The sequence below is a fragment of the Klebsiella sp. 141198 genome (assembly GCF_050600785.1).
In the GTDB taxonomy this organism is placed as follows: domain Bacteria; phylum Pseudomonadota; class Gammaproteobacteria; order Enterobacterales; family Enterobacteriaceae; genus Klebsiella; species Klebsiella aerogenes.
This window is the reverse complement of sequence record NZ_JAQIRM010000006.1, coordinates 281,710-293,942: the sequence shown is the minus strand read 5'-3', so window position 1 is coordinate 293,942 and position 12,233 is coordinate 281,710. Positions and strand designations below refer to the sequence as shown.

Sequence of the window (12,233 nt, the reverse complement as noted above, 5' to 3'; positions counted from 1 at the left end):
GAAGGATTATTCCACGATGAACAGCGGCTTGCCAGTCATCTCTTGCGGGATTTCCATTCCCATCAGCGATAGCATGGTTGGCGCGATGTCGGAAAGCTTGCCGCCTTCGGCTACTTTCACGGTTTTGTCGCCAACGTAGATGAGCGGAACCGGCAGGTTAGTATGCGCGGTGTGCGCCTGTCCGGTCGCCGGATCGCGCATTTGCTCGGCGTTGCCGTGGTCGGCGGTGATCAGCAGCTGACCGCCGACGGATTCAACGGCCGCGGCCACTTGTTCGATACAGTGATCCAGCGCTTCAACCGCTTTCACCGCCGCTTCCATCACCCCGGTATGGCCAACCATATCGCCATTCGGGTAGTTACAGATGATGGTGTCATACTGGCCGCCTTTGATGGCCGCAACCAGTTTTTCGGTCAGCTCGGCAGAGCTCATTTCCGGCTGCAGGTCGTAAGTGGCGACCTTCGGCGAGTTAATCAGAATACGGTCTTCGCCTTTGAACGGATCTTCTACGCCGCCGTTAAAGAAGAAGGTCACGTGCGCATATTTCTCGGTTTCGGAGATGCGCAGCTGGGTTTTGTCGTGCTTCGCCATCCACTCGCCGAAAGTGTTAACCAGTGAAGCTGGCGGATAAGCGCAAGCGACTTTGATGTCGGCGGCGTATTCGGTCAGCATCACGAAATCGAGGTTAACAACTTTCTTACGCGCGAAGCCGTCGAAGTCGGCGTTAACGAAGGCGCGGGTGATTTCGCGCGCGCGGTCAGCGCGGAAGTTCATGAAGATCAGCGCGTCGCCGTCTTCCATCGCGGCATCGGCCTGGCCCGCGGCGCGGATAACGGTCGCTTTAACGAACTCGTCGTTTTCATCACGGGCGTAGGCTGCCTGCAGGCCCGCCACCGCGGTGTCGGCCTGGAATTCGCCTTTGGCCAGCGTCATCAGGTCATAGGCTTGTTCTACGCGATCCCAGCGGTTGTCGCGGTCCATGGCGTAGTAGCGGCCGATGATAGAGGCGATACGGCCTTTGCCCAGCGCGGTGAATTTAGCTTCGAATTTAGCCAGCGTGGCTTCAGCGCTGCGCGGCGGCGTGTCGCGGCCATCGAGGAAAGCGTGCAGATAGATTTTCTCTGCGCCGCGTTCGGCGGCCAGTTCTACCATCGCCATGATGTGGTCTTCGTGGCTGTGAACGCCGCCTGGCGACATCAGGCCCATGATGTGTACCGCTTTACCGGCGGCGACGGCTTTGTCGACCGCGCCGGTCAGCACCGGGTTGGCGAAGAAGGTGCGTTCTTTGATTTCAACGTCCAGACGGGTCAGATCCTGATACACGATACGACCCGCGCCGAGGTTTACGTGGCCCACTTCGGAGTTACCCATCTGGCGGTCAGGCAGGCCGACTTCCAGACCGGATGCGTCAATCAGGGTGTGCGGACGTTTTGCCCACAGCGCGTCCATTACCGGCGTTTTCGCGCTATAAATGGCGTTATCCTGTTGGTCTTCACGGTAGCCGTAGCCATCCAGAATCACCAGTACCATAGGTTTTTTAGTAACCGACATTGCGACAACCTCATGCTCAAAGACAGAAAATTTGCGTAATTTTACTACAGCTGAATCGATCAAATCACCGTAAAAGATCAAAGAAAGGGAAGGGGTGACGCCACAGTCGATGGCGAAGTCGGTTTTTTTTTCGTGACGGGCCGCAGAAAATACATTACATCGCGCTCACTGGCTGTATTTGCCGCAATGCACAGGTATACTCCTTCCCTGGTTTTTTTATCACTTAGTCGGGAGTTGTAACCCCCCATGCAAGAAATTATGCAATTCATCGGCCGTCACCCGGTCCTGAGCATCGCGTGGATCGCGCTGCTGGGTGCGGTACTGTTCACCACCTTTAAAGGCTTGATGTCAAAAGTTAAAGTCATTACTCGTGGTGAAGCGACGCGTCTTATCAACAAAGAAGAAGCCGTTGTTGTCGACCTGCGTCAGCGTGACGACTTCCGTAAAGGCCATATCGCCGGCGCTATCAACCTGCTGCCTGCCGATATCAAAGCAAATAACGTCGGCGAGTTGGAAAAACACAAAGCACAACCCATTATTGTTGTGGATGGGTCCGGCATGCAGGCGCAAGAGCCTGCCAGCCTGCTGAATAAAGCCGGATTCGAAAAAGTCTTTGTACTGAAAGAAGGCATCGCAGGCTGGAGCGGCGAGAACCTTCCGCTGGTACGCGGCAAATAATTTACCCCCGCGTCGTTATGGCGCAGCGGTTCCCCCGATAACCCCTCAGGCGGCGGGGGAGCATCTGCGGCGTAAAATCCCTCGGGGTAAAAACAGGAGTGAGTCATGGCCAATATTGAGATCTATACCAAAGCGACCTGCCCGTTCTGCATCCGCGCCAAAGCGCTGCTGAACAGCAAGGGCGTGACGTTCAACGAACTGCCTATCGATGGCGATGCCGCGAAGCGCGAAGAGATGATCCAGCGCAGCGGCCGGACGACGGTTCCGCAGATTTTTATTGATGCGCAGCACATTGGCGGCTGTGACGACTTGTATGCGCTTGATTCACGTGGTGGACTTGATCCCCTCTTGCGCTAATTTTTACGCTTTCCCCATTCAGGGGCGCGTATTTAAGGACAACACGAAAGGGTTTTACTATGTCAGAACAAAACAGCACCGAAATGACTTTCCAGATTCAGCGCATCTACACCAAAGACGTTTCCTTCGAAGCGCCAAATGCGCCGCAAGTTTTCCAGAAAGATTGGCAGCCTGAAGTTAAACTTGATCTGGATACCGCTTCCAGCCAGCTGGCTGAAGGCGTTTATGAAGTGGTGCTGCGTGTCACCGTAACTGCTTCGCTGGGCGAAGAAACCGCATTCCTGTGCGAAGTACAGCAGGGCGGCATCTTCTCCATCGACGGCATCGATGGCAACCAGATGGCGCACTGCCTCGGCGCGTACTGCCCGAACATTCTGTTCCCGTACGCTCGCGAGACCGTTACCAGCCTGGTTTCCCGCGGCACCTTCCCGCAACTGAACCTTGCGCCGGTGAACTTTGACGCGCTGTTTATGAACTATCTGCAACAGCAGGCTGGCGAAGGTGCTGAACAACATCAGGATGCCTGATGAACGCGCTTAATGCTGCAATGACTGTGATCGGTGCCGGCTCTTACGGCACCGCTCTTGCCATCACCCTGGCAAGAAATGGCCACGAGGTCGTCCTCTGGGGTCATGACCCGAAACATATCGCGACGCTGCAACACGATCGCTGCAACGCCGCGTTCCTTCCCGATGTGCCCTTCCCGGACACGCTGCGCCTTGAGAGCGATTTAGCGACGGCGCTGGCCGCCAGCCGCGATATCCTCGTGGTGGTGCCGAGCCATGTCTTCGGCCAGGTTCTGCGCCAGATTAAACCGCTGATGCGTTCCGATGCGCGGCTGGTGTGGGCGACGAAAGGTCTGGAGGCCGAAACCGGCCGTCTGCTGCAGGACGTGGCGCGTGAAGCGCTGGGCGATGACATCCCATTAGCGGTCATCTCCGGTCCGACTTTCGCCAAAGAGCTGGCCGCCGGCCTGCCGACGGCGATTTCGCTGGCGGCGACGGATCCGCAGTTTGCGGAAGACCTTCAGCGCCTGTTGCACTGTGGTAAAAGCTTCCGCGTCTACATCAACCCGGACTTTATCGGCGTACAGCTGGGCGGCGCGGTGAAAAACGTTATCGCCATCGGCGCCGGAATGTCTGACGGTATCGGCTTTGGCGCGAATGCCCGTACGGCGTTGATCACCCGTGGGCTGGTGGAAATGTCCCGTCTCGGCGCGGCGCTGGGCGCCGATCCGGAAACCTTCATGGGCATGGCCGGCTTGGGCGACCTGGTACTGACCTGTACCGATAACCAATCGCGAAACCGCCGTTTTGGCATGATGCTCGGACAGGGCATGGACGTGCAAAGCGCGCAGGACAAGATTGGCCAGGTGGTTGAAGGCTATCGCAATACCAAAGAGGTTCGCGTTCTGGCGCAGCGTTTAGGCGTCGAAATGCCAATAACCGAGGAAATTTATCAGGTATTGTATTGCGGAAAAATTGCGCGCGAGGCAGCATTGACCTTATTAGGTCGCGCACGCAAGGACGAACGCAGCGCCAACTAGCCGCAGGGAAAGTCTGTTACCTGTATGACCCGGTCAGCGAAGAACTGACCGGTCATAATTCTTACCGTCTGGAGTATGCAATGCCGTGTGAAGAACTGGATATCGTCTGGAACAATATTAAAGCCGAAGCCCGGGCTTTGGCCGACTGTGAGCCGATGCTCGCCAGTTTTTACCACGCAACGCTACTCAAGCACGAAAATCTGGGCAGCGCCCTGAGCTATATGCTGGCGAATAAGCTGGCCTCGCCGATTATGCCCGCTATCGCCATTCGCGAAGTGGTGGAAGAGGCCTATGCCGCTGACCCGGAGATGATCGCTTCCGCCGCCTGCGATATCCAGGCGGTACGTACCCGTGACCCTGCGGTCGATAAATACTCAACGCCGTTGCTCTACCTGAAAGGCTTCCATGCGCTGCAGGCCTACCGCATTGGCCACTGGCTGTGGAATCAGGGGCGTCGCGCGCTGGCTATTTTCCTGCAAAACCAGGTCTCCGTCTCTTTCCAGGTCGATATCCATCCGGCGGCGAAGATTGGCCGTGGGATCATGCTCGACCACGCCACCGGTATCGTGGTCGGTGAAACGGCGGTGATTGAAGACGACGTATCCATTCTGCAGTCCGTGACCCTCGGCGGTACCGGCAAAACTAGCGGCGACCGTCACCCGAAAATTCGCGAAGGCGTGATGATTGGCGCCGGGGCGAAGATCCTCGGCAATATCGAAGTCGGGCGCGGGGCGAAGATTGGCGCCGGTTCCGTGGTGCTGCAACCTGTGCCGCCGCATACCACCGCCGCAGGCGTACCGGCGCGCATCGTCGGCAAGCCGGAGAGCGACAAGCCGGCAATGGATATGGATCAGCATTTTAATGGCATCCACCATACCTTCGAGTACGGCGACGGGATTTGATTTATTGCCATTTGCCGCTGTTAAGCTCAGAGAGGTAGCCCGGATAAGGCGCAACGCGCCGCAATCCGGGAACCGCTCAGGTTAGCTGCGCAACACGGCTCCAGGGTATCCCAACTGACGCCAGGCTTCATACACCACCACCGACACCGCGTTTGACAGGTTCATGCTGCGGCTGTCCGGCATCATCGGAATACGGATTTTTTGCTCCGCCGGTAGGGCATCGAGAATGCTGGCCGGTAGGCCGCGCGTTTCCGGACCAAACATCAAGAAATCACCATCCTGATAGCTTACCGCGCTGTGGGCGGGCGTGCCTTTGGTGGTGAGGGCGAACAGCCGCTGCGGCTTCGCGCTGGCGACAAATGCCGCGTAATCCGCGTGGCGCTGTACGGCGGTGAACTCGTGATAATCCAACCCGGCGCGTCTCAGGCGTTTATCGTCCCAGGTAAAGCCCATCGGCTCAATGATATGTAAATTGAAGCCGGTGTTGGCGCACAGGCGGATGATATTGCCGGTGTTCGGCGGGATTTCTGGTTCGAATAATACGATGTTCAGCATACTGCCCCCTTAATTGCGGGGGGCAGAATAGCAGATATTTGTTGAACCCTCACCCTGACCCTCTCCCTGAGGGAGAGGGAGAAAACCGATTCCAGCAGGGGCGGTGTAAGGGAAAACGCGGGGAATTACGCGGCGTTGCCCTGCTTGAGCGCATCAAAGGTCTGCAGCGCTTCGGCATTCTGCACCAGCGAATCGCGGCTGATTTCGCTGATGGATTTCGCCCCGGTCAGCGTCATCGCCACTTTCATCTCTTTCTCGATAAGAGTGAGCAGATTCGCCACCCCTTGCTTGCCGTGGGTCGCCAGCGCGTACAGATACGCGCGGCCCAGCAGCACGCTGTCAGCGCCCAGGGCGATCATCCGCACCACGTCGAGACCGTTGCGGATGCCGCTGTCGGCGAGAATAGTGATGTCGCCTTTAACCGCATCGGCAATGGCGGGCAGGGCGCGGGCGGAAGAGAGCACGCCGTCAAGCTGACGGCCGCCGTGGTTAGAGACGACAATACCGTCAGCGCCGAAGCGCACCGCATCGCGGGCGTCCTCCGGATCGAGGATCCCTTTGATCACCATCGGGCCGTCCCAGAAGTCGCGGATCCACTCCAGGTCTTTCCATGAAATCGACGGATCGAAATTATTCGCCAGCCAGCCGATGTAATCCTCAAGCCCGGTCGGTTTGCCGAGGTAGGCGGAGATATTGCCCAGATCGTGCGGGCGACCGTTGAGACCGACGTCCCATGCCCACTGCGGATGAGTGACGGCCTGCCAGTAGCGGCGCATGGCGGCGTTCGGACCGCTCATGCCAGAATGGGCGTCGCGATAGCGCGCGCCGGGGGTCGGCATATCCACGGTAAAGACCAGCGTGGAGCAGCCCGCGGCTTTGGCGCGCTCCAGCGCATTGCGCATAAATCCGCGATCGCGCAGGACATACAGCTGGAACCACATTGGGCGCTTGATGGTCGGGGCGACCTCTTCAATCGGGCAAACGGAAACGGTAGAGAGGGTAAACGGGATGCCTTTGTCGTCCGCCGCGCCCGCCGCCTGCACTTCGCCGCGGCGCGCGTACATGCCGCACAGTCCGACCGGCGCCAGCGCCGTCGGCATCGCTAGCTTCTCGTTGAATAACGTGGTCTCCAGGCTCAGATCCGACATATTGCGCAGAATGCGCTGACGGAGCGCCACGTCGGAGAGGTCTTCAACGTTGCGGCGCAGGGTATGTTCGGCGTAGGCGCCGCCGTCGATATAGTGGAACAGAAACGGTGGCAGGATACGCTGTGCGGCGGCGCGATAGTCGCTGGCGGCGGAAATAATCATCACGAGTTCTCCCTGGAATTTTCATTGTGGTCACCGGGCAGGCGGGTAATGCGCGCCTGGCGGGCCTGGTCTTCATCAAAACGTTTAATGGTGGCGTGGACAAAACCGAGGTGGGCCATCATCGCCTGGCGGGCGCCTTCCGCGTCGCCGGCGAATATCGCTTCCATCACCGCCTGATGTTGTTCGGTCAGACGCGCGAACACCGGCGGCACCAGATACATGCGCTGACGGCTCTGCTTCACCGAGGATTGCAGAAGCTCGAAGAAACCGCGCATGGTTTGCAGCAGCACCACGTTATGCGAGGCTTCAGCGATCGCCAGGTGGAAGCGAACATCCGCCTGTGAGGCGAGATCCGGGTCATCGCTGAGGGTGGCTTCAAAACAGAGGCGGATTTTTTCTTTTTCGGCGTCGGTGGCCCGCATCGCCGCGTGCCAGGCAGTGCTGGCTTCAATGGCGTGGCGGGCTTCGAGAATATCAAAACTGTAGTCGGGGTCGTCGGCGAGCAGCGTTTTCAGCGGCTGGACGATGTTTTGCTCCGACCAGGGTTCATGCTGCCAGCGCACGAAGGTGCCGCCGCCGCGACGGCTAAGCAGCACCCCTTCGTTGACCAGCATCGCCAGCGCTTCACGTAGCGAATTGCGTGAAACACCGAGCTGGACGGCAAGCTGGCGCTCGGCGGGCAAACGCATGCCCGCCTCCAGCTGTTGTTCTTCTATCAGCGCCCGGACGCGGTTTGCGACGTCGTCAGCCAGGCGTTTTGGCATCACTTTCACGGAATCATCCAGGTTAAGACATAAGCCTGCAGGGTGGTAATCAGGCCCACCATGCAGGTGAATATCAGGCTGTGCTTGACGGTAAAGCGGAACAGGTCCGACTCTTTACCCACCAGGCCTACCGCGGCGCAGGCAATGGCGATCGACTGCGGCGAAATCATCTTGCCCGTCACCCCACCGGTGGTATTCGCGGCGACCAGCAGAATATCGGAGACGCCGATTTGCTGGGCTGCCGTCGCCTGCAGCGCGGCGAATAGCGCGTTAGACGAGGTATCCGAACCGGTCAGGAAGACCCCCAGCCAGCCGAGGAACGGCGAGAAGAAGGTAAACGCGTGGCCGGTATGCGCCAGCGCCAACGCCAGCGTCGATGACAGCCCGGAGTAGTTTGAAATAAAGGCGAACGCCAGCACCATGCCGATGGAGTAAATCGGTAGCGCCAGCTCTTTCAACGTCCCGGCGAAGGTGGTCAGCGCATCCTTTGGCTTCATACGCAGCCAGACGATAGACAGTATAGCGGCGAACAGAATGGCGGTGCCGGTCGCCGACAGCCAGTCGAATTTATACACCGCGGCGTATGGCGTCGCGGCGCTCACCACCGGCGGCATGCGGGCGACCATTTTGTCGAGGAACGGTACCGAGATGTTAACCACGAAGTCATACATCGCCCCGCCCGGAGCAAACAGCGCTTTGAACGGCGGTACGCTCCACAGGGTGACGGTGGCGGTGAGGAACAGGAACGGCGACCAGGCGCGAATAACCTGACCGGCGGTGTAATGCGTACGCGCCAGGGTTTGATCAACCTGCGCTGCCCCCATATCGCCAAAGCGGAAGATACGTACCGGCTGCCAGCGTTTGAGGAACAGCGTCAGGCATACCAGCGACACCAGCGAAGAGATGATGTCCGGCAGTTCCGGGCCGAGGAAGTTAGAGCTGAGGTACTGCGCGATAGCGAACGAGCCGCCTGCGACCATCACCGCAGGCCACGTCTCTTTCACCCCGCGCCAGCCGTCCATAATCGCCATGATCCAGAACAGCACGATAATGGTCAGGAACGGCAGTTGGCGGCCAACCATCTGGCCGATGGCGAAACTATCGATGCCGGTCACTTGACCGGCGACCAGAATCGGGATCCCCATGGCGCCGAAGGCCACCGGCGCGGTGTTAACAATCAGGCACAGCCCGGCGGCGTACAGCGGATTGAAACCAAGCCCGACCAGCAGCGCGGCGGTGATCGCCACCGGCGCGCCGAAACCGGCGGCCCCTTCGAGGAAGGCGCCAAAGGAGAAGCCCACAATCAGCATCTGCAGGCGCTGGTCCGGCGTAATTGAAAGAATCGACGAGCGGATAATGTCGAACTGCCCGGTCTTCACCGAGATTTTATAGACGAAGACCGCGGCGATAATAATCCACGCGATAGGCCACAGGCCGTAGAAGAAGCCGTATACCACCGACGATAAGGCGCGATTGACCGGCATTTTGTAGAACAGCAGGGCGACAAGCAGCGCGATGGCTACGGTCCAGGTGGCGGCGACATAGCCTTTAAGCTTGAGCTTAATCAGAGCGAAAAAGAAAAACAGAATCGGTAGTGAGGCGATAAGGCTCGATAGCCAGATATTACCAGCCGGATCGTAATTTTGTTGCCAGAGGTTCATGCAGGTCTCCATCGGGCCACATCCAATGCGTCAGGTTGGGTCTGCGCCCATTGCCGATCACACTGTTTGTAAAATTGGCCCAGCCAAATTGCGATTGTAGGGTTAACGACAATTGATGGTTAACCAAATGTTATGGCATGGCAACGCGTTTGTGATGCAAAGTGATGGATATGTGAACCGATTGACGGTTTAAGAAATAATTGGTTGGGCCAATTTGGCGAGAAAGGGGAAATTGGCTGTGAGTTCACGGCCCGGTAGGGCTACCGGGTAATAGACGACGAACTCACAGCGGGCAAAAGATTAAAACTCGCTCTTCGCGAAGCCGGTCATCTCTTTAAGGCCCATTTCACGGCCCAGCGCGGTCATCGGGTGGACGACAACCAGTCCGCGCACGCTTTTCTTCAGCTTGCCCATATCGGCCTGCTCTTTCTTGGTAATGGCGCGACGATGCGGCATGCTCATCAGCTTCTGCGCTTCTTTGCTCAGCTTCTGCGACTGAACGGAACGCAGACGTTCGATTTCCGTTTCCAGGGTCGCTTTTTCTTTTTCCAGCTCCGCGTATTTATCGGCGGCTTCGACCAGCGACAGGTCGGCCTGCTGGTGGCGGATGGCGTCGAGACGGTCGCTCAAACGCTTGATTTCATTCTTTTCGACTTCTTTCATGGTAATTTTATCTGTGAATAAAAGGGCTTCGACGTTACATAGTATGGGCCGGGCGGGCCTTTGTTGATAGTTTTTTATCGAAATACTCGCGGCGACACGGCCATAAGCATAAGAATCAATATATTATAATTGACTGAATAATAATGATATTGTCGTTTTAACTCAGCTGTTTGTCATTTTTGTGAAGCCTGACGGCCATTCCGCACGTTTTCCTCAACTTGCTCCCTTTTTTTCGCCAATCCTTAATCAGATCCCCCTGAACAGAGGAGAGCGTGATGGCGAAAATCGGCGACGGCATCCCACGTATCATCGATAAAACGGTAGATTTCATGGCCTCGAGCCAGGCGTTTATGGAATATCTGAAAAAATGCCCGCGTTTACAGCGGATACCGCGCGATATTCCTGAGGATAAAAAAGCGCTATTTCTGAGTCGTCTGGAGTATTACCGGCAGCTGTACCGGCCGACGTGCGACCAGCAAGAAACGGAGTCAGAGCGTTGATTTCTGGAAGGCTTTTTTTAAGCTGATTCGGGAAATCAGCTCAGTCAGAGACAACACCATCGTAGAACGTACCATCTGCTGGTAGCGCAGTTTCTGCATTGCCAGCAGTTCCTTATCGCTCTCATCAAACAGCGGCGTCGGCGGAAGCGCGGCGACGCAGTGCAGCTCGCCTAACGGCCCGAGAATTTCATCGTCGGTGAAAGCGTACTCATTGCCGTCATGATTGAGCTCTTCACGCAGGGCCATCAATAGCTCGGCATCTTCGTATTCGGCGCGGCTTATCACCCCAAGGCCGTAGATAAGCTTCAGGCGTACGGAAAGGTCGCCCAGCGGCCCACTGCCGTCCAGCAATGGCTCCACTGCGTATTTCACCGCGTAATCGTCTTTGCGGAATACCTGAAGTACCAGAATATTGACCGCCTCCGTCAGGAGTTCGACGGCGGCTATCAGGAAACTTCTTACGGTCTTACCAGCATTTAAACGCTCAAGTACGCGGTTTTCAAATGCCTGTGTTTCTTCCATTATTGCCTGCATATCGGACAGGAGTGGTATTGGGCGCGGCATCGGCCGCGCCAGGTTGTACATCATTTTACCGCGTTGTAGTCGTTAACGGCTTCCGCCACTACAGCGCTTGCGGCATCCAGACCGGAAATCTGCGCCAGCGCGGCCTGTGGCCCTTTTTCGCTAATCAGCGCCGCCAGCTCCTGCGCCTGCGGATCGTCTTCGCTGCGGAAATGCATGGCCGCGGCAATTCCTTTCACCAGGTTCCGGTGCGGAAGGCCGTATTCCAGCGTGCCAAGCAGCGGCTTGATTAAACGATCGCCCGCGCTCAGTTTACGCAGCGGCTGACGGCCGACGCGCTCCACATCATCTTTCAGATACGGGTTCTCGAAACGACCGAGGATCTTCTGGATATAAGCCGCGTGTTTCTGCGCATCAAAGCTGTAGCGTTTGATCAGCACCGCGCCGCTCTCTTCCATCGCGCCTTTTACGACGGCGCGAATTTTCTCATCAAGAATCGCGTCGCGAATCGTTTGATGGCCCGCCAGTTTCCCGAGGTAGGCGGTTATAGCATGCCCGGTGTTTAAGGTGAATAGCTTACGTTCGACAAATGCCATCAGGTTATCGGTTAATTCCATTCCTGGGATGTTCGGCAGCTCGCCTTTAAACTGGGTTTTATCCACAATCCATTCGCTGAAGGTTTCAACGGTGACTTCCAGCGGATCGTGGGTAGCGGAAGCCGATGGCGGCACGATGCGGTCTACGGCGGAATCGACGAAGCCGATATGCGCTTCAACCCATGCTTTATCTTCTTCCGCCAGCGCGTTAAACACATGGCCTTTCAGCTGGGTGGTGCCGCGCACCATGTTTTCGCAGGCGATGATATTCAGCGGGCGTTCAATACCCTGCGCTTTGCGTTTCACCAGGCCTTTGGCGATGGCCGGAGCGATACGCTCCAGAACGACGGGACCGACGGCGGTGGTCACCAGGTCGACAGTGGCGATCAGATCCACCACTTCATCGCCAATGCTGCTGACGGCATTCACGCCGGAGACGGTGTCAACCTGTTCGTTTTCGCCCACCACGTGAACCTGATAGCTATGACGGGCATTCAGGGCGTCAAGGACCACCTGATTAACATCGGCGAACGTGAGGGTGATACCGGCGTCAGCCAGCAGTTTGCCAATGAAGCCACGTCCAATATTACCTGCGCCAAAATGTAATGCTTTCATAGTATTAACCTTC

14 protein-coding genes are annotated in these 12,233 nt (G+C 57.3%); 6 read left to right on the top strand and 8 right to left on the bottom strand.

All coding sequences use genetic code 11. The annotated features are described in order from the left end of the window. Positions 1 to 6: 6 nt before the first annotated feature. Positions 7 to 1,551, bottom strand: coding sequence for a 2,3-bisphosphoglycerate-independent phosphoglycerate mutase (gene gpmM, locus PGR10_RS20875; RefSeq protein WP_020077692.1), 1,545 nt, complete (start codon positions 1,549 to 1,551; stop codon positions 7 to 9). Positions 1,552 to 1,797: 246 nt separating this feature from the next. Between gpmM and PGR10_RS20870 the strand changes: the two genes are divergently transcribed. From PGR10_RS20870 to cysE, 5 genes are all read left to right on the top strand, one after another. Then, positions 1,798 to 2,229: a rhodanese-like domain-containing protein gene (locus PGR10_RS20870; RefSeq protein WP_015369178.1), complete on the top strand. Its 432-nt coding sequence runs from the start codon at positions 1,798 to 1,800 to the stop codon at positions 2,227 to 2,229. Between the two features lie 105 nt (positions 2,230 to 2,334). Next, positions 2,335 to 2,586, top strand: coding sequence for a glutaredoxin 3 (grxC, locus tag PGR10_RS20865; protein ID WP_015369179.1), 252 nt, complete (start codon positions 2,335 to 2,337; stop codon positions 2,584 to 2,586). 59 nt (positions 2,587 to 2,645) lie between these two features. Beyond that, positions 2,646 to 3,113: a protein-export chaperone SecB gene (secB, locus tag PGR10_RS20860; protein ID WP_015369180.1), complete on the top strand. Its 468-nt coding sequence runs from the start codon at positions 2,646 to 2,648 to the stop codon at positions 3,111 to 3,113. After that, complete coding sequence (gpsA, locus tag PGR10_RS20855) at positions 3,113 to 4,132, top strand: NAD(P)H-dependent glycerol-3-phosphate dehydrogenase (RefSeq protein WP_015369181.1); 1,020 nt, start codon at positions 3,113 to 3,115, stop codon at positions 4,130 to 4,132. Before secB ends, gpsA begins: the two co-directional genes overlap by 1 nt. A gap of 80 nt (positions 4,133 to 4,212) precedes the next feature. Then, a complete protein-coding gene (cysE, locus tag PGR10_RS20850) occupies positions 4,213 to 5,034 on the top strand; it encodes a serine O-acetyltransferase (RefSeq protein ID WP_004106845.1) in 822 nt (273 codons plus the stop codon). An 81-nt stretch (positions 5,035 to 5,115) separates the two neighbouring features. Here cysE and trmL read toward each other — a convergent pair whose 3' ends face one another. The 5 genes from trmL to PGR10_RS20825 all read right to left on the bottom strand — a co-directional run bounded on the left by trmL (position 5,116) and on the right by PGR10_RS20825 (position 9,987). Further along, the gene (gene trmL, locus PGR10_RS20845) at positions 5,116 to 5,589 is read right to left on the bottom strand and encodes a tRNA (uridine(34)/cytosine(34)/5-carboxymethylaminomethyluridine(34)-2'-O)-methyltransferase TrmL (RefSeq protein WP_015369182.1); all 474 of its coding nucleotides are present in this window, start codon (positions 5,587 to 5,589) and stop codon (positions 5,116 to 5,118) included. A gap of 125 nt (positions 5,590 to 5,714) precedes the next feature. Next, on the bottom strand, positions 5,715 to 6,899 hold the full coding sequence (gene lldD, locus PGR10_RS20840) for an FMN-dependent L-lactate dehydrogenase LldD (protein ID WP_113374036.1): 1,185 nt from the start codon (positions 6,897 to 6,899) through the stop codon (positions 5,715 to 5,717). Further along, complete coding sequence (lldR, locus tag PGR10_RS20835; RefSeq protein WP_015369184.1) at positions 6,899 to 7,672, bottom strand: transcriptional regulator LldR; 774 nt, start codon at positions 7,670 to 7,672, stop codon at positions 6,899 to 6,901. The genes lldD and lldR overlap by 1 nt, the downstream gene beginning before the upstream one ends. Then, positions 7,669 to 9,324 carry an L-lactate permease gene (lldP, locus tag PGR10_RS20830; RefSeq protein WP_430924046.1) on the bottom strand — a complete coding sequence of 552 codons (1,656 nt, stop codon included), beginning with the start codon at positions 9,322 to 9,324 and terminating at the stop codon, positions 7,669 to 7,671. Before lldP ends, lldR begins: the two co-directional genes overlap by 4 nt. 300 nt (positions 9,325 to 9,624) lie before the next feature. After that, entirely contained in the window at positions 9,625 to 9,987 is a 363-nt protein-coding gene (locus PGR10_RS20825) for a YibL family ribosome-associated protein (protein WP_015369186.1), read from the bottom strand. A gap of 275 nt (positions 9,988 to 10,262) precedes the next feature. Between PGR10_RS20825 and PGR10_RS20820 the strand changes: the two genes are divergently transcribed. Then, entirely contained in the window at positions 10,263 to 10,487 is a 225-nt protein-coding gene (locus PGR10_RS20820; RefSeq protein WP_087858945.1) for a hypothetical protein, read from the top strand. Here PGR10_RS20820 and mtlR read toward each other — a convergent pair. Continuing rightward, on the bottom strand, positions 10,476 to 11,072 hold the full coding sequence (mtlR, locus tag PGR10_RS20815) for a mannitol operon repressor MtlR (protein ID WP_020077694.1): 597 nt from the start codon (positions 11,070 to 11,072) through the stop codon (positions 10,476 to 10,478). The two genes, PGR10_RS20820 and mtlR, sit on opposite strands and share 12 nt — an antisense overlap. Beyond that, positions 11,072 to 12,220, bottom strand: a complete 1,149-nt coding sequence (gene mtlD / locus PGR10_RS20810) for a mannitol-1-phosphate 5-dehydrogenase (protein WP_308957651.1) — start codon at positions 12,218 to 12,220, stop codon at positions 11,072 to 11,074. The genes mtlR and mtlD overlap by 1 nt, the downstream gene beginning before the upstream one ends. Positions 12,221 to 12,233 lie beyond the last annotated feature (13 nt).

What these genes read in the sequence shown, in the direction of transcription:
- grxC (WP_015369179.1), top strand. Translation starts at nt 2,335, where the DNA reads ATGGCCAATATTGAGATCTATACCAAAGCGACCTGCCCGTTCTGCATC.
- PGR10_RS20820 (WP_087858945.1), top strand. Translation starts at nt 10,263, where the DNA reads ATGGCGAAAATCGGCGACGGCATCCCACGTATCATCGATAAAACGGTA.
- mtlR (WP_020077694.1), bottom strand. Translation starts at nt 11,072, where the DNA reads ATGTACAACCTGGCGCGGCCGATGCCGCGCCCAATACCACTCCTGTCC.
- cysE (WP_004106845.1), top strand. Translation starts at nt 4,213, where the DNA reads ATGCCGTGTGAAGAACTGGATATCGTCTGGAACAATATTAAAGCCGAA.
- lldD (WP_113374036.1), bottom strand. Translation starts at nt 6,899, where the DNA reads ATGATTATTTCCGCCGCCAGCGACTATCGCGCCGCCGCACAGCGTATC.
- PGR10_RS20870 (WP_015369178.1), top strand. Translation starts at nt 1,798, where the DNA reads ATGCAAGAAATTATGCAATTCATCGGCCGTCACCCGGTCCTGAGCATC.
- lldP (WP_430924046.1), bottom strand. Translation starts at nt 9,324, where the DNA reads ATGAACCTCTGGCAACAAAATTACGATCCGGCTGGTAATATCTGGCTA.
- gpmM (WP_020077692.1), bottom strand. Translation starts at nt 1,551, where the DNA reads ATGTCGGTTACTAAAAAACCTATGGTACTGGTGATTCTGGATGGCTAC.
- gpsA (WP_015369181.1), top strand. Translation starts at nt 3,113, where the DNA reads ATGAACGCGCTTAATGCTGCAATGACTGTGATCGGTGCCGGCTCTTAC.
- secB (WP_015369180.1), top strand. Translation starts at nt 2,646, where the DNA reads ATGTCAGAACAAAACAGCACCGAAATGACTTTCCAGATTCAGCGCATC.
- PGR10_RS20825 (WP_015369186.1), bottom strand. Translation starts at nt 9,987, where the DNA reads ATGAAAGAAGTCGAAAAGAATGAAATCAAGCGTTTGAGCGACCGTCTC.
- mtlD (WP_308957651.1), bottom strand. Translation starts at nt 12,220, where the DNA reads ATGAAAGCATTACATTTTGGCGCAGGTAATATTGGACGTGGCTTCATT.
- trmL (WP_015369182.1), bottom strand. Translation starts at nt 5,589, where the DNA reads ATGCTGAACATCGTATTATTCGAACCAGAAATCCCGCCGAACACCGGC.